Genomic DNA, 16,262 nt, shown 5'->3' with positions numbered 1-16,262 from the left:
CGGACGCATTCGTAGGATGGCGTGGAGCGCAGCGATACCCATCATTCCCCAGCGTCGATCTCCCCCATTGCTCCGCCGCCCCAGTCCCTCGCCAGCAGCCCGTCGCGTACATATCGATGAAACGAGGACCACTGCCAGTCCGCTGCGCGCGCTGCATGGCCGTGTTTGCAGGGATTGAAGTGGATGTAGTCCACATGCCGTGCGAAATCGGCGTCATCGCGAATCCGGTGCTCCCAGTAACGGCGCTGCCAGATGCCGCGTTCAGCGCTTTTGTGGCGGCTGGCGGAAATAGCCTCGCGCTTTGGCATTGCCCGCGAGAACTCGGTCTTGATCAGCCTCCAGCGGAGGGCGTAATTGGCATCGCCTTCGGGCAGGGTGCAGATGGCATGCAGGTGATCGGGCAGGATGACGATGGCGTCGATCTGCCAGGGATGACGTTGTTGCGTGTAGCGGAAGGCCGCGCGGAGCAGATCGACGTTTTCCACCAGCAAGCGTGAGCGACGGTCGGCCAGGGTGAGGGTGAAGAACCAGGTAGCACCCTCTGTTCTGTCGCGGCGGTATGAGGTCATGGTGCGCCCTGTCGGAATTGATGGATATCGCTGCGCTCCACGCCATCCTACGACCGAGGTCAGTTCTGGCTCTGGGGAAGCGGCTGAAGTCTTCGGTGATGGGTATCGCTGCGCTCCACGCCATCCTACGGTTGAGGTCACCTGCGGCTCTGCGGGGGGCCGGCTGAAGCCTTCGGTGATGGGTATCGCTGCGCTCCACGCCATCCTACGGTTGAGGTCACCTGCGGCTCTGCGGGAGGTCGGCTGAAGCCTTGGGTGATGGGTATCGCTGCGCTCCACGCCATCGTACGTTCGAGGTTGCCTGCGATTCTGCGGGAGGCGGCTGAAACCTTTGTAGGATGGGTGGAGCGCAGCGATACCCATGCTGTGGTTCAGGCGTGATCAAGCATCCGAGGGACCTCGTCCCAGCGTATCCAGAGGCCTCCCTGCCAGTTCAGGAGCATGAGGTGGTGGGTGTCCCAGGTGAGATGGACGCGGCGCGGTGCGTCGGTTTCCGGGGTGTGCTGGTCGCGCAGGGTGGGAATCACGTCCTGTGAAAGCCAATGGTCGAGGGATTCGAGTTCCGGGTGGCCGAAGCGGACGAGGGCTTTGTAGGCGGCGGCTTCGCTGACCAGGATGGTTTTTTCTGTGCTGCCGGTGCGGTAGGTGAGGTGGACTGTCTGGACTTCGTGGGGGAAGAAGCGGTGGTGGAAGCTGTCGGGGTATTGGACGGACAGCAGGCGGGCGATATCGCGGGAGACGAACCAGGCCTGATTGTCGATCATCAGGCCGCGCAGGAAGCGTTTTTTGCGGGTGAAGAAGGTTGGGGTGTAGATGACGTTGTGCATTTAGTGGAGCTCCTACTAGTCGTTGAGAGCTGCCTCCTGCGTCGCCAAACGAAGGGTGGCAGACCGCGCGGGGTTGGCGAACCGGTAGTAGGACCCGGCAGACCCGGAGGTCTCCCCGCGCGATCTGCCCTAGAGCATCGCAGATATCTGCAATCGTGCGGGGGCCTGCTGGAACATTCGCTGTTCCTGCATGCACCTTTTGGCGCCATTGCGCCTACTAATCCGGGTCGCCAAACCCAGGTCACCGAGGTGACCGGGCGAGGATAGGAAGGGTAGGTGTGCCCAACAAGCAGCCGTTTCCGGCGTGCGTGTAGGAGCGAGCTTGCTCGCGAACCTGCTGTGGCACGGTGCCTGTTCGTAGGAGCGGACTCCGTCCGCGATGTGTCTGCCTCGCGCCTTGCTTCACGCGTCGCGCCGGTGTGCGCGGGGGCTTCCTGTTTCGCCCCCTCGGGCGAGTCACTTTCTCAAACGCCAGAAAGTAACCAAAGGGCTTGCCCCTCCATCCGGTTTTTCGCTTAGGCGAAAAATTCCCCCGTTGAATCGAAGTTTCAGGGGCACGCCGCGAAGGGCCATCCCTGGCCCGTCGCGGCTTTCGCGGCATCCATGCCGCTCAACCCCTGAAACTCCAATTCAACGGGGCCTCCTGAAAGGGGCGGTTCGGTGTGCGTGGGTGTTTTTCTGGAAGTCTTTAAGAGCCAGAGCCAGAGCCAGAGCCAGAGCCAGAGCCAGAGCCAGAGCCAGAGCCATGAGTCGTAGGGCGCATAACCCGGAACGGGTTATCCGCCAAAACGGCGGATAACGCCGGGGCCGTTATGCGCCCTACGGGAGCTGTTCGTGCCGGCTGACACGGTGGTTTCGCTATGCACCGAACGGTCCCCTCTCCCTCCGGGAGAGGGTTAGGGTGAGGGGTGGTCGAGCCCGGGCGTCATGCGGGGCGCTGGCTATCGGAAATGCGCCGAGAGGGCCGGCGTTGTGCGGGTTCGCGAGCAAGCCCGCTCCTACAAGGGCGGGAGAGTGGCAATCAGCCCAGGTGTTTCTTCAGGTAGATGCGCTGATGCCCCGGCGGGCAGTCCTCGAGCACGCCCATGCGTTCGAAGCCCTGTTTCTCGTAGAAGCCGGGGGCCTGGAAGCTGTAGGTGTAGAGGAACAGGCCGACGCAGCCGCGGCGGCGGCCTTCGTCTTCGGCGAGGGCGATGAGCTGGCTGCCCAGGCCGCTGCCGCGCTGGTCGTCCTGCAGCCAGAGGTAGTCGATGTAGAGCCAGCCCATGCCGGACTGGCCGAACATGCCGCCGACCACTTCGCCGTCGGTGTCGCGGGCGTAGAGTTCGAAGTCGTCGTAGGTGTTGCTGCGGCCCATCTGCCCGAGGTTGTAGGCGAGCAGGCCTTTGACCACGACGTCGCGCGCCTGCGGGTCGATGCCGAGGGTAAAGTTGAATGGGGTCTGCATGGTGCCCTCCGGATTGGCGAAGGCGACCAGTCTAGGGCGATGCCGCCGCGATGGGTAGGCACCTTTGGTAGCGGCGGGTACGGTGACGCCCAAGCGCCAGGAGTGTGCTGGGCGGGGCGTGCTTTTGCACGGGGCCTGGGCAGCGCGCAGCGCTATCCGCCCTGCGCTCAGATTTCCTCCTTGCGTGATGTCCGCACCAGCTCCAGCGTGGTGTCGCGGAAGCGCAGGTAGCGGTAGGCGCCGTTGTTCGGGCCGTACATCCAGGTTTCCAGTTGCGGACTGCCGGGGATGAACTTGCCGTCGGGGCCGCGGCGGGGCGGAGTAGGCGGGACAACAGCGCGCTTGTCCGGTTGCCCGCACTTGGCGAGCACCTCGTCCATCGGGTCGCCTTCGTTGATCAGGCTGGTGCCGCAGCGCAGGGTGCCGGCGTGCACGCCTGCCGCTGCAAGGAAGGCCAGCAGGGGGATCAGCAGGAAACGCATGGGATTGCTCCACAGAGGTGCTCACACCCGACTTTAACCGTCGGGCGTGGCCGATTCGTTGAGCGAGGGCAGGGCGGAGCGCTGCGCTCAGCGCGTCGCGCCGACGTTGCGTACGTACAGGTCCATGCCGCCGGTACCGCTGGTGCCGCGTGCCTGCAACTCGAAGCGCTTGGGGTGGCCCTTGATCAGGTCGCTGAGCTTCTTGAAGCCGTACAGGCGCGGGTCGAACGCCGGCTGCAGCTTGCCGATGTTCTGCCCCAGGGCGCCCAGCTGGACCCAGTCGTCATCGTCGCCGTCGATGTCGTCGAGCACCTTGGCGATGAAGTCCAGCGGGACCTTCTGCGATTTGCGCTTGGCGGCAGGCTTGGGCGTGTCGTTGGCGCTGGGGGTGGAGGACTTGTCGGTGACGGGCACGGGCTCGGCGGGCGCTTCCGGCGCGGCGCGGAGGATCTCGGTGTAGATGAACTTGTCGCAGGCGGAGACGAACGGCCTGGGCGTTTTCTCCTCGCCGAAGCCATAGACGGTGAGCCCTTCCTCGCGCAGGCGCGCAGCCAGGCGGGTGAAGTCGCTGTCGCTGGAGACCAGGCAGAAGCCGTCGAAGCGGCGGGTGTAGAGCAGGTCCATGGCGTCGATGATCAGCGCGCTGTCGGTGGCGTTCTTGCCGCTGGTGTAGGCGAACTGCTGCATGGGCTGGATGGAGTGGTCCAGCAGTACCTGCTTCCATTTGCCCAGGTTGGGCTTGGTCCAGTCGCCGTAGATGCGTTTGACGCTGGCGACGCCGTACTTGGCGATTTCCTCGAAGAGGCCCTCGACGATGGCGGCGGGGGCGTTGTCGGCGTCGATCAGGACGGCGAGGTGCGTCTGCTGGCGCGAGGCGGGGGATCTGGTGGCCATGCTGCATCCTTTCCTGTGAATCCCTCGACCATAGTGCGCCGGGCCGCTCGCCACAACCTTGTTGCGAGCCCGGATGGGTGAAGGGTGTCATTGCGCCATCACTGCGCCGGGCTTATTCTCCGCCCCCGTTCAGGGAGGAACGCGGCGTCATCATTCGATCGCGAACTGCCTGCGCACACTATTCGCCATCGAAGGAATGACCATGTTTCGCTTTCTCTGCGTTTCCCTTTTCGCCGTCCTGCTAACCGGCTGCGCCTCCTCGGCGAAGGTCGAGAACATGCAGATCAATGACCAGCAGGCACACACCCAGAGCTATGACGCCGCACTGCGCGACAACCTCCAGGTTGCTGATGTCGAGGGTGGCAAGAAGACCAACCCGCTGTGGACCTCGCAGATCGACGGCGCCGACTTCCGCGCCGCGCTGGAGCAGTCCCTGGGCAAGGCCGGTCTGCTCGGCCAGGGCGACAAGGCGGCGTATTCGCTGCGCACCAAGCTGGTCAGCCTCGACCAGCCGGTCTTCGGCTTAAGCTTCACTGTCACCTCCACCGTCGAGTACAGCCTGGTGGAAAACGCCGGTGGCCGCGTGGTCTGGCAGGAAACCGTGAAGGAGCCCTTCACCGCGGGTGTGGGCGATGCGTTCTACGGCGTGACCCGCCTGCGCCTGGCCAACGAAGGCTCGGCCCGCGCCAACATCAGCACCCTGCTGCAACGCCTGGGTGGCCTGAAGCTGGGCGCCGGCCAGGTGTCGCTGCAGAACTGATTGCGCACCGCGAAAAAAGCCCGGCCATGGCCGGGCTTTTTTCATGCAGGCGCCGTTACGCGCTGGCGAACTCGCACTTGTCGCGCCCGCTGCGCTTGGCGTCCAGCAGGGCGGCGTCGGCGCGGCTGAGGGTCTGGGAATAGCTTTCGCCCGGATGGTGCTCGGCGACGCCGAAGCTGGCAGTGACGGACAGGGCGTTGGTGCCCACGCGCACGGCCAGGCAGCGGATGTCGTTGCGTACGCGCTCGATGATCGCGGCGGCGTCGCTCAGGCGAGTGTCCGGCAGGATCAGCAGGAATTCCTCGCCGCCCCAGCGGCCGCAGAGGTCGTACTGGCGCAGGGCGGATTCCATGGCGCGGCCGATTTCCACCAGCACGCGGTCGCCGACCTCATGGCCCCAGGTGTCGTTGACCTGCTTGAAACGGTCGACGTCGAGCATGGCCAGCACGTAGGACTCGCCGTGGCGCTGGGCGCGTTCGCTTTCTTCGCGCAGGCGTTCCATCAGCAGGCGGCGGTTGGCGATGCCGGTGAGGGTGTCGTGGGTCGAGGCTTCCTTCAGCGCGACGTTGAGGTCGCGCATCATGTCCTGGTAGCGGTCGGAGATGCGCGCGACCTTTTCCAGCTGGCGCAGCTGCTTGTGGTAGCGCTCGGAGAGGGTGCTGTTCTGCGCCCGTGCCATGGACTGGAAACCGTCGGAAATCCGCGCGATGCGCTCCAGGCGCGCGAGCTGGTCGAGGGACTGCTGGTGCTTCTGGTACAGGGCCTCGCGCAGGGGGTGCCCTTCGTACTGTGGGTCGGCCAGCAGGTCTTCGATCAGCAGGTCCAGCTCGCGCTCGCTAGTCATGGCACTTACTCGTCGTAGGCTTGGATGACGAACGGGAAGGTACAGTCCTCGCGGAATTCCTCGGCCAGCTCGGCGACGCGTTCGTTGCGTCGGTCGTAGTGCCACGCCACGCGGGTGGTGCGGCCCTGGCCGTGGGCTTCTTCGAGCAGGTCGAAGATGTCCATCATGGCCTTGATCGAGCTGGTGTTCAGGTACAGCAGGCGCAGGTCGAGTTCCAGCGGGCGCTTTTCTTGGGTGAGGAAGCGCTCGACCCACTCGATGACCTGGCCGAACAGCTCATAGGAGTTCTCCGGGTAGGAGTCGCCCTGCATCGCGAGGATGCCGGCCTGCCAGTCGCCGTGGATCTGTGGGGTGGATTGGGTGCCGTTGACGTGGAGATCGCTCATGTCGGGTCTTCCTGAATTCGCAAATCAGATCACGGCGCGCAGGCTGAAGAAGGCGCGGCCGTCGGGTTGTTCGGTGAGGGAGGTCTTGAGTGGCGCGCTGGACTTGCGGGCGATGTCCAGCAGGCCCAGGCCCGCTCCGCTGGAGGCTTCGGCGTCGCGCGGGCGGCGCAGCTGCTCCTTGTAGGCCGCCTTGAGCTGGGCCTTGTCGAGCCCGGCGATGGCTTCGATGCTGCGCACCAGGCCCTGGCCGTCGGCCAGCTCCACCAGGTTGCCGGCGGAGACCACGTAGTGGCCTTCGTCGTCGCGGGCAATCGCCACGGTAGCCGAGGCTTCCTGGTCGTTGTAGCCGCGCAGGGAGGCGTAGTGGCGGATGTTCTGGGTCATCTCGATGTAGACGGCGAACACGTCCATCGCTTCGCTGGGGTGCGCCTGTTCGGCCTGCATGTAGTTGCGCAGCGCATGGCCGATTTCTTCGATCAGGCTGCGCGAGATGGGCCCGTTGAAGCAGAGCAATATGCGTTGCCGGGTGTAGCTCTCGCGCATGGCCAACAGATCTAGCGATTCCATGGAATAACCCCTAGTCGAAGCGGAAAGAGAGAATGGTGATGTCGTCACGCTGCGGCTGCTCGCCCTGGTATTGGGCGAGGGTAGCGGCGAACACGTCGGCCTGCTCGGCCAATGGTCGGCGCGCGTGGTTGCGCAGCAGGTCGGCGAAGCGGCTGTTGCCGAAGCCGAAGCCGTGCTCGCCGCCGGCCTGGTCGAGGAAGCCGTCGGTGCACAGGTAATAGGTCCAGCCGGTTTCCATCGGGATTTCCACGTCCTGATAGTCGCCCTGGCGCTTGTCGCCGATGGCGCGGCGCGCGCCCTTGTACTCGCGCACGGCGTTGCCGTCGCTGGCGAACAGGGAAATCTTCGCCCCGGAGAAGTGCAGCAGCTTGCGCTGGTGGTCGACGCGCACCAGGCCGGCGTCCATGTTGGTGGCCAGCGAGTGGGTGAACTCTTCCTGGCCGAGCATGCCGCGCATGACGTGATCGGTCTCGCGCAGGATGGCCGCCGGGTCGTGGCTCTTCACGCTGTCGATGGCGTGGTCGATGGCGGCCAGGGCGAGCATGGTCATCAGCGCGCCGGGCACGCCGTGGCCGGCGCAGTCGACCACGCCGATCAGGCTGTCCAGCGGGCCTTCGCGGTAGATGTAGAAGTCGCCGCCGACCACGTCGCGGGGTTTCCACAGGACGAAGTGGTGCTCGCCCAGTGACGCCTGCAGCTGGCGGTCGGGGAGGATGGCGCGCTGGATCAGGCTGGCGTAGTCGATGGAGTCGCCGATCTTCTTCTGCGCGGCAGCCATCTCGCGGTTGGCGTTTTCCAGGGCCTGGGTGCGCTGCTGGACCTTGTCTTCCAGCTCCTCGGTATGCCGGCGAACCTGGTCGGCCATGCTGGCGAAGGCGCTGGACAGCTCGCCGATCTCGTCCGCGCGGGTGCGTGGCAGCGGGCTGTCGTACTGCCCGGCGGCGATCGCCTTGGCCGATTGCTTGAGGCCGCGCAGCGGGCGCAGTACCAGCAGGTCGACGGTGTAGGCGAAGCCGATCAGGAGGATCGCCAGCAGCCCGGCGAGGGTGCCCACCAGCGGCCAGATCCAGCGGCTGTCGAGCACTTGCGCGGCGTGCAGGTCGATGGCGCTGAGCACGTGCCAGCGCAACTGCGGGATGTAGGCGGTGGCCAGGAGCTGTTCCTTGCCGTCGATGGTGCCCCACATGGTTTCCACTTCGCCGGGGTTGGCCTCGGCCTGGCGCAGGGTCTGGCGCAGGGCGGTGCGCTCCTGGTCATTGGCCAGCAGGTCGAACACGTGGTGCTTGGCCTGGCCGCTGGAGCCGGAGGAGTAGGCGATCAGCTTGGTGTCCGGGTGCGCCTGGATGGCGCCATCCGGGTCGACGATCATCGGCGTCACCCCGGCCTCGCGGCGCGAGATGAACTGGTCGAGGAACTCGGTGAGATCCAGGCCGCCACCGGCCAGGCCGACCTTCTCGTTGCCGGCGCGCACCACCATGTTGAACCAGACCTTGGTGACCTTCAGCTTGGCGTCGTAGTTGACGTTGATGTTGTAGGTCTCGTCGCGGGCCAGGGTATCGAAGTACCAGCGGTCCTGCGGGTCGGTGTCGCTCAGGGTGTAGCGCGGGGAATTGGAGAGCGGCGAGCTGGAGTCGTTGAAGTAGTAGTGGCGCGAGGAGTCCACCACGACGAAGTAGGAGTAGTTGTGCTGATCGGCGCGGAAGCCTTCGGCCTCGCGGAAGAACAGCGAGCGGCGCGCCGGGTCGTTTTCAGCCAGCAGCCAGTCCTGCGTCACCACGGATTCGGCCAGGCGCCGTGACAGCGCCAGCTCGCGGATCACCGGTGCGATGATCTTCTGCTGGTTGAGCAGCGTGAAGTTTCTCGCGAAGGCGAGGCCGAAATGCGTGCGGATGTCTTCCATGGCCTTCCAGCCCAGCATGACTGCCGGTACCAGCGCCAGGAGACAGGCGATGAGCAGTGCCACCACCGATTTGCCGCGCAACCCCCATCTTGCCGCCATGGCTATCTTGATTCCCCGTGTCGCCCGCCGTGTGCCGGTCTTTTGGCGAAAGCTCAATTGTGCATTTTGTATACGGGCACAATCAAACCAAATTGATATCGGATCGCCATATAATTGGCGCCGGTCAATTGGCCTGAGTCTAGACCCTGTGTGAAAAGTCGCTCGGCAGGGCGGGGCGATTCCCGCAGAACTAGACGCGGTTCCCACTCCCGCTCTGCCGCGCCTGCTGTAGGAGCGAGCCTGCTATGCGCTCCAGCGGCAGGACTTCCTTCGCCGCGCCCAGCTCCACGGCCTCGCGCGGCATGCCGTAGACCACGCAGGTGGCTTCGTCCTGGGCGACGGTATGGCCGCCGGCCTGGCGGATCGCCTGCAAGCCCCGGGCCCCATCCTTGCCCATGCCGGTGAGCAGCGCGGCGATAAGGTTGCGCCCGGCACAGCGGGCAAGGGAGTTGAACATCACGTCGACCGCCGGCCGGTGGCCGTTCACCGCGGCTTCGCGATGCAGGCGCACCACGTAGTTGGCGCCGCTGCGCTGCACTTCCATGTGGTAGTCGCCGGGGGCGAGCAGCACGTGGCCAGGGAGGATGCGGTCGCCGTCGCGCGCTTCGCGCACGGACAGGCGCGTCTGGCGGTCCAGCCGTTCGGCGTAGGACTTGGTAAAGCCGGGCGGCATGTGCAGTGTGACGACGGTGCCGGGGCAGTCCGGCGGCAGGCCCAGCAGCACTTCCTTGATCGCCTCGGTGCCGCCGGTGGAGGCGCCGATGGCGAAGATCTTTTCGGTGCTCAGCAGTGGCGCGCTGCTCGTTGCCGGTGCGCTGGCGGCTGCCGTGCCGCGCGCCCTTGGCAGGCGCGCGCGGGCGGCAGTCTTGAGCTTGGCGCAGATTTCCTCGGCGTACGCCTGCATGCCCTCGGCGATGCCCAGGCGCGGCTTGGCGATGAAGTCGATGGCGCCCAGTTCCAGGGCGCGCAGGGTGGCTTCGGAACCCTTCTCGGTCAGCGAGGAAATCATCAGCACCGGGGTCGGCCGGCCCTTCATCAGCTTGTCGAGGAAGGTCAGGCCGTCCATGCGCGGCATTTCCACATCGAGGGTTATGACGTCCGGCGAGTGCTGCTTGATCAGGTCGCGGGCGACGAAGGCGTCGGGCGCGGCGCCCACCAGTTGCAGCTCCGGATCGTTCTGGATGATGTCCTTGAGCAGGCTGCGAATCAGCGCCGAGTCGTCGACGATCAGGACCTTGACGGCCATCGGGCGTCCCTCCGTTCAGAACAGGTCGATGCTCCCGCCGCGCTCCCGGCGGGACAGTTGCTGGCAGTACTGCCGCTCGCGCTGCAGTACCGTGTCGTTGGCCAGGGTGCGCAGCTTGCGCACCAGCACCCGGCCGCTGCCGGGAAAGAAGTAGACCTTGCGCGGGTGCACGTCGAGCAGGTCCTGGGCGAGCAGCGGGATGCCCTCGTTCTCCAGGTAGTGCAGGACGAACTCGACATTGCGCTGGCCGACATCGGCGCTGAGGTTCTTCAGCACCGAGCCGCCGCCGAACACCTTGGCCTCGAAGTACCGGCGCTGGGCGCCGCGGCGCATCAGGCCGTTGATCAGCAGGTCCATGGCGTGCACGCCGTAGCGTCCGGAGTTGGACAGCAGGCCCTGCACGCCGGTGTCGCCGGGCAGCATGAAGTGGTTCATGCCGCCCAGCCCGCTGCTGCGGTCGCGCAGGCACACCGAGACGCAGGAGCCGAGCACGGTGACCAGCATCACCGGCTCGGCGGTGACGTAGCACTCGCCGGGCAGCAGCTTCACCGCTTCCATGCCGAAGCGCGGGTCGTAGTAGCGATTGGGTTGGTCCAGGGCTGCGCCCATCAATGGCTCCCCACCGCCTGGTAGGTCGTGCGCCCCACCGAGCGCACCAGGTGGCTGGCGTGGACGAAGTTTTCCGAGTGCCCGGCGAAGAACAGCCCGCCGGGCCGCAGCAGGCGCACCATGCGTTCGAGCAGGCGGGTCTGGGTCGGCTTGTCGAAATAGATCATCACATTGCGGCAGAAGATCGCATCGAGGCCGCCGGCAATGCCCCAGTCGCGGTCGAGCAGGTTGATCTGCCGGTAGTCGATCATCTGCCGCAGCTCGCGCACCACCCGTGCCTTGCCGGTGTTGCTGCCGGTACCGCGGAGGAAGAAGCGCTTCTTCTGTGCCGGACTCAGCGCCTCGAGGCGCTCCAGCGGGTAGATGCCCTGGCGCGCCTGGCCGAGCACGCCGGTGTCGATGTCCGAGGCGATCAGTTCCAGCGGCGGGCTGAAGCTGCCCAGTGCGTCCACCAGGGTCATGGCCATGGAGTAGGGCTCCTCGCCGGTGCTCGAGGCGGTGGACCAGAAGCGCAGCGGCTGGTGGTCGCGCAGTTGCTCGGCGGCGAAGCGGCCCAGGTGCTCGAAATGATGCTTCTCGCGGAAGAAGGCGGTGAGGTTGGTGGTCAGTGCGTTGACGAACTGCTGCCACTCTTCCTCGTGGCTTTCCAGGTAGGCGAAGTACTCGGCGAAGCTGCCCAGGCGCAGGCTGCGCAGGCGCCGTGACAACCGGCTGTAGACCAGCTGCTGCTTGTTCTCCGAGAGACTGATGCCGGCGTGCTGGTACAAGCGCTCACGCACCTGCTGGAAGTCCCGACGGGTGTAGTGGAATTCGTGCTCGGGGGCGGGCAGGTGGATGGGCATTGGTTGGTCTCGCAGGTGAGCGGATTGCTTAGGGCGCATAACCTGGAACGGGCTATCCGCCGCGATGGCGCATAACGCCTGTGGCGTTATGCGCCCTACTTCGTGGTATCGGGAAAGTTCTGCGCGGGGACTACCCTCACCCCAGCCCTCTCCCAGAGGGAGAGGGGGCCGTACGTGCCGGCTGATGCCTTGATGTACTCCTGCGCCGATCAGTCCCCTCTCCCTTCGGAGCGGGGCGCGCAGCCAGGGTTAGGGTGAGGGGCTCTTGGCTCTTCCATCAGCGGTCATCGCCTGACCATCCCTGGCCCGCCCGCGGCGGCCGACCCTCCCATTGCTCCGGCCGCCGCCATCCTTCAGCCCCGCCCGATCAGAACTCTTCCCAGTCGTCTTCCTTGCCCTTGGCGCGCACCGCCTTGGCCACGCCGCGGGCGGCGCGCGAGGTGTGCGCGGCCGGCTCGGCGCGGGCCGGGCGGGCTGACGCCAGCGGCACCACGGTGGCCGGAATCGATTCGAGCTTGAACACCGCCACCTGCTGGTTGAGCATGCCGGCCTGCTCCTGCAGGGCCTCGGCCGAGGCGGCGGCTTCTTCCACCAGCGCGGCGTTCTGCTGGGTCATCTCGTCCATCTGCGACACGGCGCCGTTGACTTCCTCGATGCCGCTGCTCTGCTCGGCGCTGGCGGCGGCGATCTCGGCCATGATGTCGGTGACGCGCTTGATCGCCACCACGATGTCGCTCATGGTCTGGCCGGCCTGGGCGACCAGGGTGTTGCCGCTCTCGACCTTGTCCACCGAATCGTTGATCAGCGTCTTGATCTCCTTGGCGGCGGCGGCCGAGCGTTGCGCCAGGGTGCGTACCTCTCCGGCCACCACCGCGAAGCCGCGCCCCTGCTCGCCGGCGCGGGCGGCCTCGACCGCGGCGTTGAGCGCGAGGATGTTGGTCTGGAAGGCGATGCCGTCGATCACCCCGATGATGTCGGCGATCTTGCGTGCCGAGTCGTTGATCGCCGACATGGTGCCCACCACCTTCTGCACCACGCTGCCGCCCTCGGTGGCGACTTCCGAGGCGTTCACCGCCAGCGAGTTGGCCTGGCGCGCGTTCTCGGCGTTGAGCTTCACGGTGCTGGTCAGCTCTTCCATGCTCGACGCGGTTTCTTCCAGGCTGGAGGCCTGCTGCTCGGTACGCGTGGACAGCTCGGCGTTGCCGCTGGCGATCTCGCTGGCCGCGGTGTGGATGGTGTCGGCCGCCTCGCGGATCTGCCCGAGCATGCGCGACAGGCTCTGTGCGGTCTCGTTGGCGTAGTCCTTGAGCTCGCCGAAGGTGCCCTGGTAGTCGGCATCGATGCGCTGGGTCAGGTCGCCCTGGGCCAGTGCGCCGAGCACCCGGGTGACGTCGCGCAGGCCCTTGTCGGCGGTGTCCACCAGGTTGTTCAGGCCGGTGGCGATCTTCAGGAAGAAGCCCTCTTTGTTCGAGGCCTCGATGCGCTTGGTGAAGTCGCCGGCGACGGCGGCGTCGACCAGTTGCGAGACTTCCTGCTCGGCGCGGAACTCCTCGGTGCGGTCGGTCCACTGCACGGCCGAGCCCAGGCGTTCGCCGGCATCGTTGAACACCGGCACCACGTCCAGGGCGAAGCGCCGGCCGCCCAGGTTCAGCTCGGCCTTATGCCGCGCGGTGAGGTGTGCGAGCATGCCGCGCTGGTGCGCCGGGTTCTTGTGGAACATGTCGATGTTGGCGCCCATCAGGCGGCTGGCGTTGAAGTTCGGCAGCTGCTTGCGGATGTCCGCCTCGGCGTTGCCGAGCATCTCGGTCACCGTGCGGTTCATGTAGATGATCTCGAGATCGTTGTTGGCGATCATCACGTTGGCCGAAACGTTGTCCAGCGCGCTCTTGATCCGCGCGTTGTACTCGGCGGCATCGGCGTTGGCCTTGAGGCTGGCGCGCACGCCGTCGATGGCCTCGGTGATGATGGCCTTCTTGCCCGGCAGGCGATCCATCTCCACCGAGTAGTCGCCCTTGCCGTAGGCGGTGACGGTGGCGACCACGCGCATCTTCACCGCGATGTGTGCGGCGACCAGATCGTTGATGCCCTTGGCGATGCGCGCCGGGCGGCCGGCGAACTTGTCCACCGGGATCACTTCGTCGATCCAGCCCAGCTCGTGCTGGCGGGTCATTTCCACCAGGCCGGCTTCCAGGGCTTCCACCTGGGCCTGCTCGCCGCGCTGCTCGCGCAGGCTGCGCTGGAGGCCGCGCAGTCCGTCGTAGAGGCGCTCGTAACCGGCGGCCGGGGCTTCGCCGATGGCGACGTCGAGGTTGCCGTCGACCAGGCTGTGGAGGATGGCGGTGATGCGGTCGGCGCGTTGCTGCGCCACGGCGTGTGCGTTGAACAGACCCATGTTCATTGTCCTCGGTCGCGATCAGGCGGCGGTTTCGTCGACCAGCGCCATCTCGCGGCTGGTCATGAGTTTTTCGATGTCCACCAGGATGAGCATCCGCTCACCGGCGGTGGCCAGGCCCAGCAGGTACTCGGTGTCGAAGCTGGCGGCGAATTCGGGGCGCGGCTTGATCTCGTCGCCGGCCAGGGCGATCACGTCGGAGACCGAATCCACCACCGCGCCGACGATGCGCCGGCCGACGTTGAGGATGATCACCACGGTGAACTGGTCGTAGCTGATGTCGGCCAGGCTGAACTTGATGCGCAGGTCGACGATGGGCACGATGGCGCCGCGCAGGTTGATCACGCCCTTGATGAAGGCGGGGGCGTTGGCGATCGCCGTGACCTGGTCGTAGCCACGGATTTCCTGCACGCGCAGGATGTCGATGGCGTATTCCTCGCGGCCCAGGGTGAAGGTCAGGTACTCCTGCACCGGGCTGCTTGCCGCGCTGGCTTCAGCTGCGCTCATGGGTGGATTCTCCTTGTGCCGCCAGGCGTGGCAGGGCATCGACATCGAGGATCAGGGCGACGCTGCCGTCGCCCATGATGGTGGCGCCGGCGATCCCGTCGATCCGGCGGAAATTCTGTTCCAGGCTCTTGATCACCACCTGCTGCTGGCCGACCAGTTCGTCCACCTGCAGGGCGAAGCTGCGGCCCTCGGATTCGAGGATCACCACGATTCCCTGCTCCGGCGGCATCGGCTCGGCGCCGATGCGCAGCAGCTGGTTGAGGGAAAACAGCGGCAGGTATTCGCCGCGCACGCGGATCACCGTCGACTCCTCGCCGGCCAGCCCGCGCACATCGTCGGCGCGGGCCTGCAGCGACTCGACGATGTAGGTCAGCGGCACCACGTAGTTGACCTGCTCCACCGCGACGATCAGGCCGTCGAGGATGGCCAGGGTCAGCGGCAGGCGGATGCTCATGCGGGTGCCCATGCCGGGTGCCGAATCGATGTCGATGCGTCCGCCCATGGCCTGGATGTTGCGCCGCACCACGTCCATGCCGACGCCGCGGCCGGAGAGTTCGGTGACCGCTTCGGCGGTGGAGAAACCGGGCATGAAGATCAGTTGCCAGACTTCCGCATCGGTCATCCCGTCGTGCACCGGCAGGCCCTTTTCCCGGGCCTTGGCGAGGATGCGCTCGCGCGACAGGCCGCGGCCGTCATCGGAGATTTCCACCACCACGCTGCCACCCTGGTGGCTGGCGGCAAGCTTCACCGAGCCCTGCGCCGGCTTGCCGGCGGCAAGACGTTCGGCAGGCAGTTCGATGCCGTGGTCGATGCTGTTGCGCACGATGTGGGTGAGCGGGTCGCTGAGCTTCTCGATGACGCTCTTGTCCAGTTCGGTGTGCTCGCCCTGCAGGATCAGCTCGACCTGCTTGCCCAGGCGCGCGGAGGTGTCGTGCACCAGGCGCGGGAAGCGGCTGAAGATGAAGCTGATCGGCAGCATGCGGATCGACATCACCGATTCCTGCAGGTCGCGGGTGTTGTGTTCCAGTTGCGCCAGGGCCTGTTGCAGGCGCTCGAAGTGCGTTGGGTCGAGGTCTTCGCTGAGCTGGCTGAGCATGGCCTGGGTGATCACCAGTTCGCCCACCAGGTTGATCAGGCTGTCGATCTTCTCGACGCTGACGCGGATCGAGCTGGATTCGCTGTCGGTGCGCGCAGCCGGCTTGGCGGCTGCGGCAGGTGCTGCCTTGGGCTGCTCCCCTGGCGTCGCGATGGCCGCGATGGCCGTGGGCGCGCCGGGCGCCTTGTCGAAGATCCCGTAGGGCTCGACGGGCTTGGCATCCGGGGCGCCGGGAGCATCGTCGAAAAAGCCGAAATCATCCGCGCTGCTGGCGCTGGTTTCGCTGGCGTCGGGTGTGCCCGGGGCATCGTCGAAGAAACCGAAGGCGTCGTCGCTGGCGCTGCTTTCAGGCGCTGCGGGAGCATCGTCGAACAGGCCGAAGCCGTCAGCGGCGGTAGCCGCGAGCGGCTCTGCCAGCCAGGCGCGCAGGCGTTCCACGGTGGTGGCGACGGGCACGTCTGGATCGGGCTGCTGGCTGCGGTGCGCATCGAGCAGGCGCTGCAGTACGTCGCGGGCTTCGAGGAACGCACCGATCATGTCCACATGCAGGGCCGTCTGCCCGCAGCGGATGCGGTCGAGCAGGGTTTCCAGCTCGTGGGTCACGGCGGTCAGGTCGTCGAAACCGAACATGCCGCTGGAGCCCTTGATCGAGTGGGCGGCGCGGAAGATGCCATTGAGCGTCTCGGCGTCCGGCTGATCGAGGTCGAGCCCGATCAGCAGGAGTTCGAGGGTCGCCAGGTGTTCGTCGGTTTCCTCGAAGAACACCTGGAGGAATTGCTCCATACCGGTAGCCAT

General features: G+C 66.2%; 16 protein-coding genes. 1 reads left to right on the top strand and 15 read right to left on the bottom strand.

Features of this window, described 5'->3' with window-relative positions; translation table 11 throughout:
- Window positions 1-41: 41 nt before the first annotated feature.
- From L6D89_RS26355 to L6D89_RS26335, 5 genes are all read right to left on the bottom strand, one after another.
- A complete protein-coding gene (locus L6D89_RS26355) occupies window positions 42-569 on the bottom strand; it encodes an REP-associated tyrosine transposase (RefSeq protein ID WP_236201652.1) in 528 nt (175 codons plus the stop codon).
- 371 nt (window positions 570-940) lie between these two features.
- On the bottom strand, window positions 941-1,396 hold the full coding sequence (locus L6D89_RS26350) for a BRO family protein (RefSeq protein WP_236201651.1): 456 nt from the start codon (window positions 1,394-1,396) through the stop codon (window positions 941-943).
- A gap of 1,021 nt (window positions 1,397-2,417) precedes the next feature.
- Window positions 2,418-2,843, bottom strand: coding sequence for a GNAT family N-acetyltransferase (locus L6D89_RS26345; protein WP_236201650.1), 426 nt, complete (start codon window positions 2,841-2,843; stop codon window positions 2,418-2,420).
- 167 nt (window positions 2,844-3,010) lie between these two features.
- Window positions 3,011-3,325, bottom strand: a complete 315-nt coding sequence (locus L6D89_RS26340) for a DUF2845 domain-containing protein (RefSeq protein ID WP_236201649.1) — start codon at window positions 3,323-3,325, stop codon at window positions 3,011-3,013.
- A gap of 87 nt (window positions 3,326-3,412) precedes the next feature.
- Complete coding sequence (locus tag L6D89_RS26335; protein WP_236172235.1) at window positions 3,413-4,219, bottom strand: NYN domain-containing protein; 807 nt, start codon at window positions 4,217-4,219, stop codon at window positions 3,413-3,415.
- 202 nt (window positions 4,220-4,421) lie between these two features.
- Between L6D89_RS26335 and L6D89_RS26330 the strand changes: the two genes are divergently transcribed.
- Window positions 4,422-4,979, top strand: coding sequence for a hypothetical protein (locus tag L6D89_RS26330; RefSeq protein WP_236201648.1), 558 nt, complete (start codon window positions 4,422-4,424; stop codon window positions 4,977-4,979).
- Window positions 4,980-5,034: 55 nt separating this feature from the next.
- On the opposite strand, the gene siaD is transcribed toward L6D89_RS26330, so the two are convergent.
- From siaD to L6D89_RS26280, 10 genes are all read right to left on the bottom strand, one after another.
- Window positions 5,035-5,823: a biofilm regulation diguanylate cyclase SiaD gene (siaD, locus tag L6D89_RS26325; protein WP_236172233.1), complete on the bottom strand. Its 789-nt coding sequence runs from the start codon at window positions 5,821-5,823 to the stop codon at window positions 5,035-5,037.
- A gap of 5 nt (window positions 5,824-5,828) precedes the next feature.
- Window positions 5,829-6,209, bottom strand: a complete 381-nt coding sequence (gene siaC / locus L6D89_RS26320; protein ID WP_236201647.1) for a biofilm regulation phosphoprotein SiaC — start codon at window positions 6,207-6,209, stop codon at window positions 5,829-5,831.
- 24 nt (window positions 6,210-6,233) lie between these two features.
- Window positions 6,234-6,776: a biofilm regulation protein kinase SiaB gene (gene siaB / locus L6D89_RS26315; protein ID WP_236172232.1), complete on the bottom strand. Its 543-nt coding sequence runs from the start codon at window positions 6,774-6,776 to the stop codon at window positions 6,234-6,236.
- Between the two features lie 10 nt (window positions 6,777-6,786).
- Window positions 6,787-8,775: a biofilm regulation protein phosphatase SiaA gene (gene siaA / locus L6D89_RS26310; protein WP_236172231.1), complete on the bottom strand. Its 1,989-nt coding sequence runs from the start codon at window positions 8,773-8,775 to the stop codon at window positions 6,787-6,789.
- 190 nt (window positions 8,776-8,965) lie between these two features.
- Entirely contained in the window at window positions 8,966-10,021 is a 1,056-nt protein-coding gene (locus L6D89_RS26305; protein ID WP_236172230.1) for a protein-glutamate methylesterase/protein-glutamine glutaminase, read from the bottom strand.
- Window positions 10,022-10,036: 15 nt separating this feature from the next.
- Window positions 10,037-10,630, bottom strand: a complete 594-nt coding sequence (gene cheD / locus L6D89_RS26300) for a chemoreceptor glutamine deamidase CheD (protein WP_236172229.1) — start codon at window positions 10,628-10,630, stop codon at window positions 10,037-10,039.
- Window positions 10,630-11,472: a CheR family methyltransferase gene (locus L6D89_RS26295; protein ID WP_236201646.1), complete on the bottom strand. Its 843-nt coding sequence runs from the start codon at window positions 11,470-11,472 to the stop codon at window positions 10,630-10,632. Before L6D89_RS26295 ends, cheD begins: the two co-directional genes overlap by 1 nt.
- A gap of 367 nt (window positions 11,473-11,839) precedes the next feature.
- Complete coding sequence (locus L6D89_RS26290) at window positions 11,840-13,864, bottom strand: methyl-accepting chemotaxis protein (RefSeq protein WP_236172227.1); 2,025 nt, start codon at window positions 13,862-13,864, stop codon at window positions 11,840-11,842.
- Window positions 13,865-13,885: 21 nt separating this feature from the next.
- Complete coding sequence (locus L6D89_RS26285; RefSeq protein WP_236172226.1) at window positions 13,886-14,371, bottom strand: chemotaxis protein CheW; 486 nt, start codon at window positions 14,369-14,371, stop codon at window positions 13,886-13,888.
- A complete protein-coding gene (locus L6D89_RS26280; RefSeq protein ID WP_236201645.1) occupies window positions 14,358-16,262 on the bottom strand; it encodes a chemotaxis protein CheA in 1,905 nt (634 codons plus the stop codon). The genes L6D89_RS26285 and L6D89_RS26280 overlap by 14 nt, the downstream gene beginning before the upstream one ends.

The organism is Pseudomonas pseudonitroreducens, from assembly GCF_021603645.1.
In the GTDB taxonomy this organism is placed as follows: domain Bacteria; phylum Pseudomonadota; class Gammaproteobacteria; order Pseudomonadales; family Pseudomonadaceae; genus Pseudomonas; species Pseudomonas pseudonitroreducens.
Note: the sequence above shows the minus strand (reverse complement) of the source record. Positions and strands in the feature narration are given on the sequence as shown.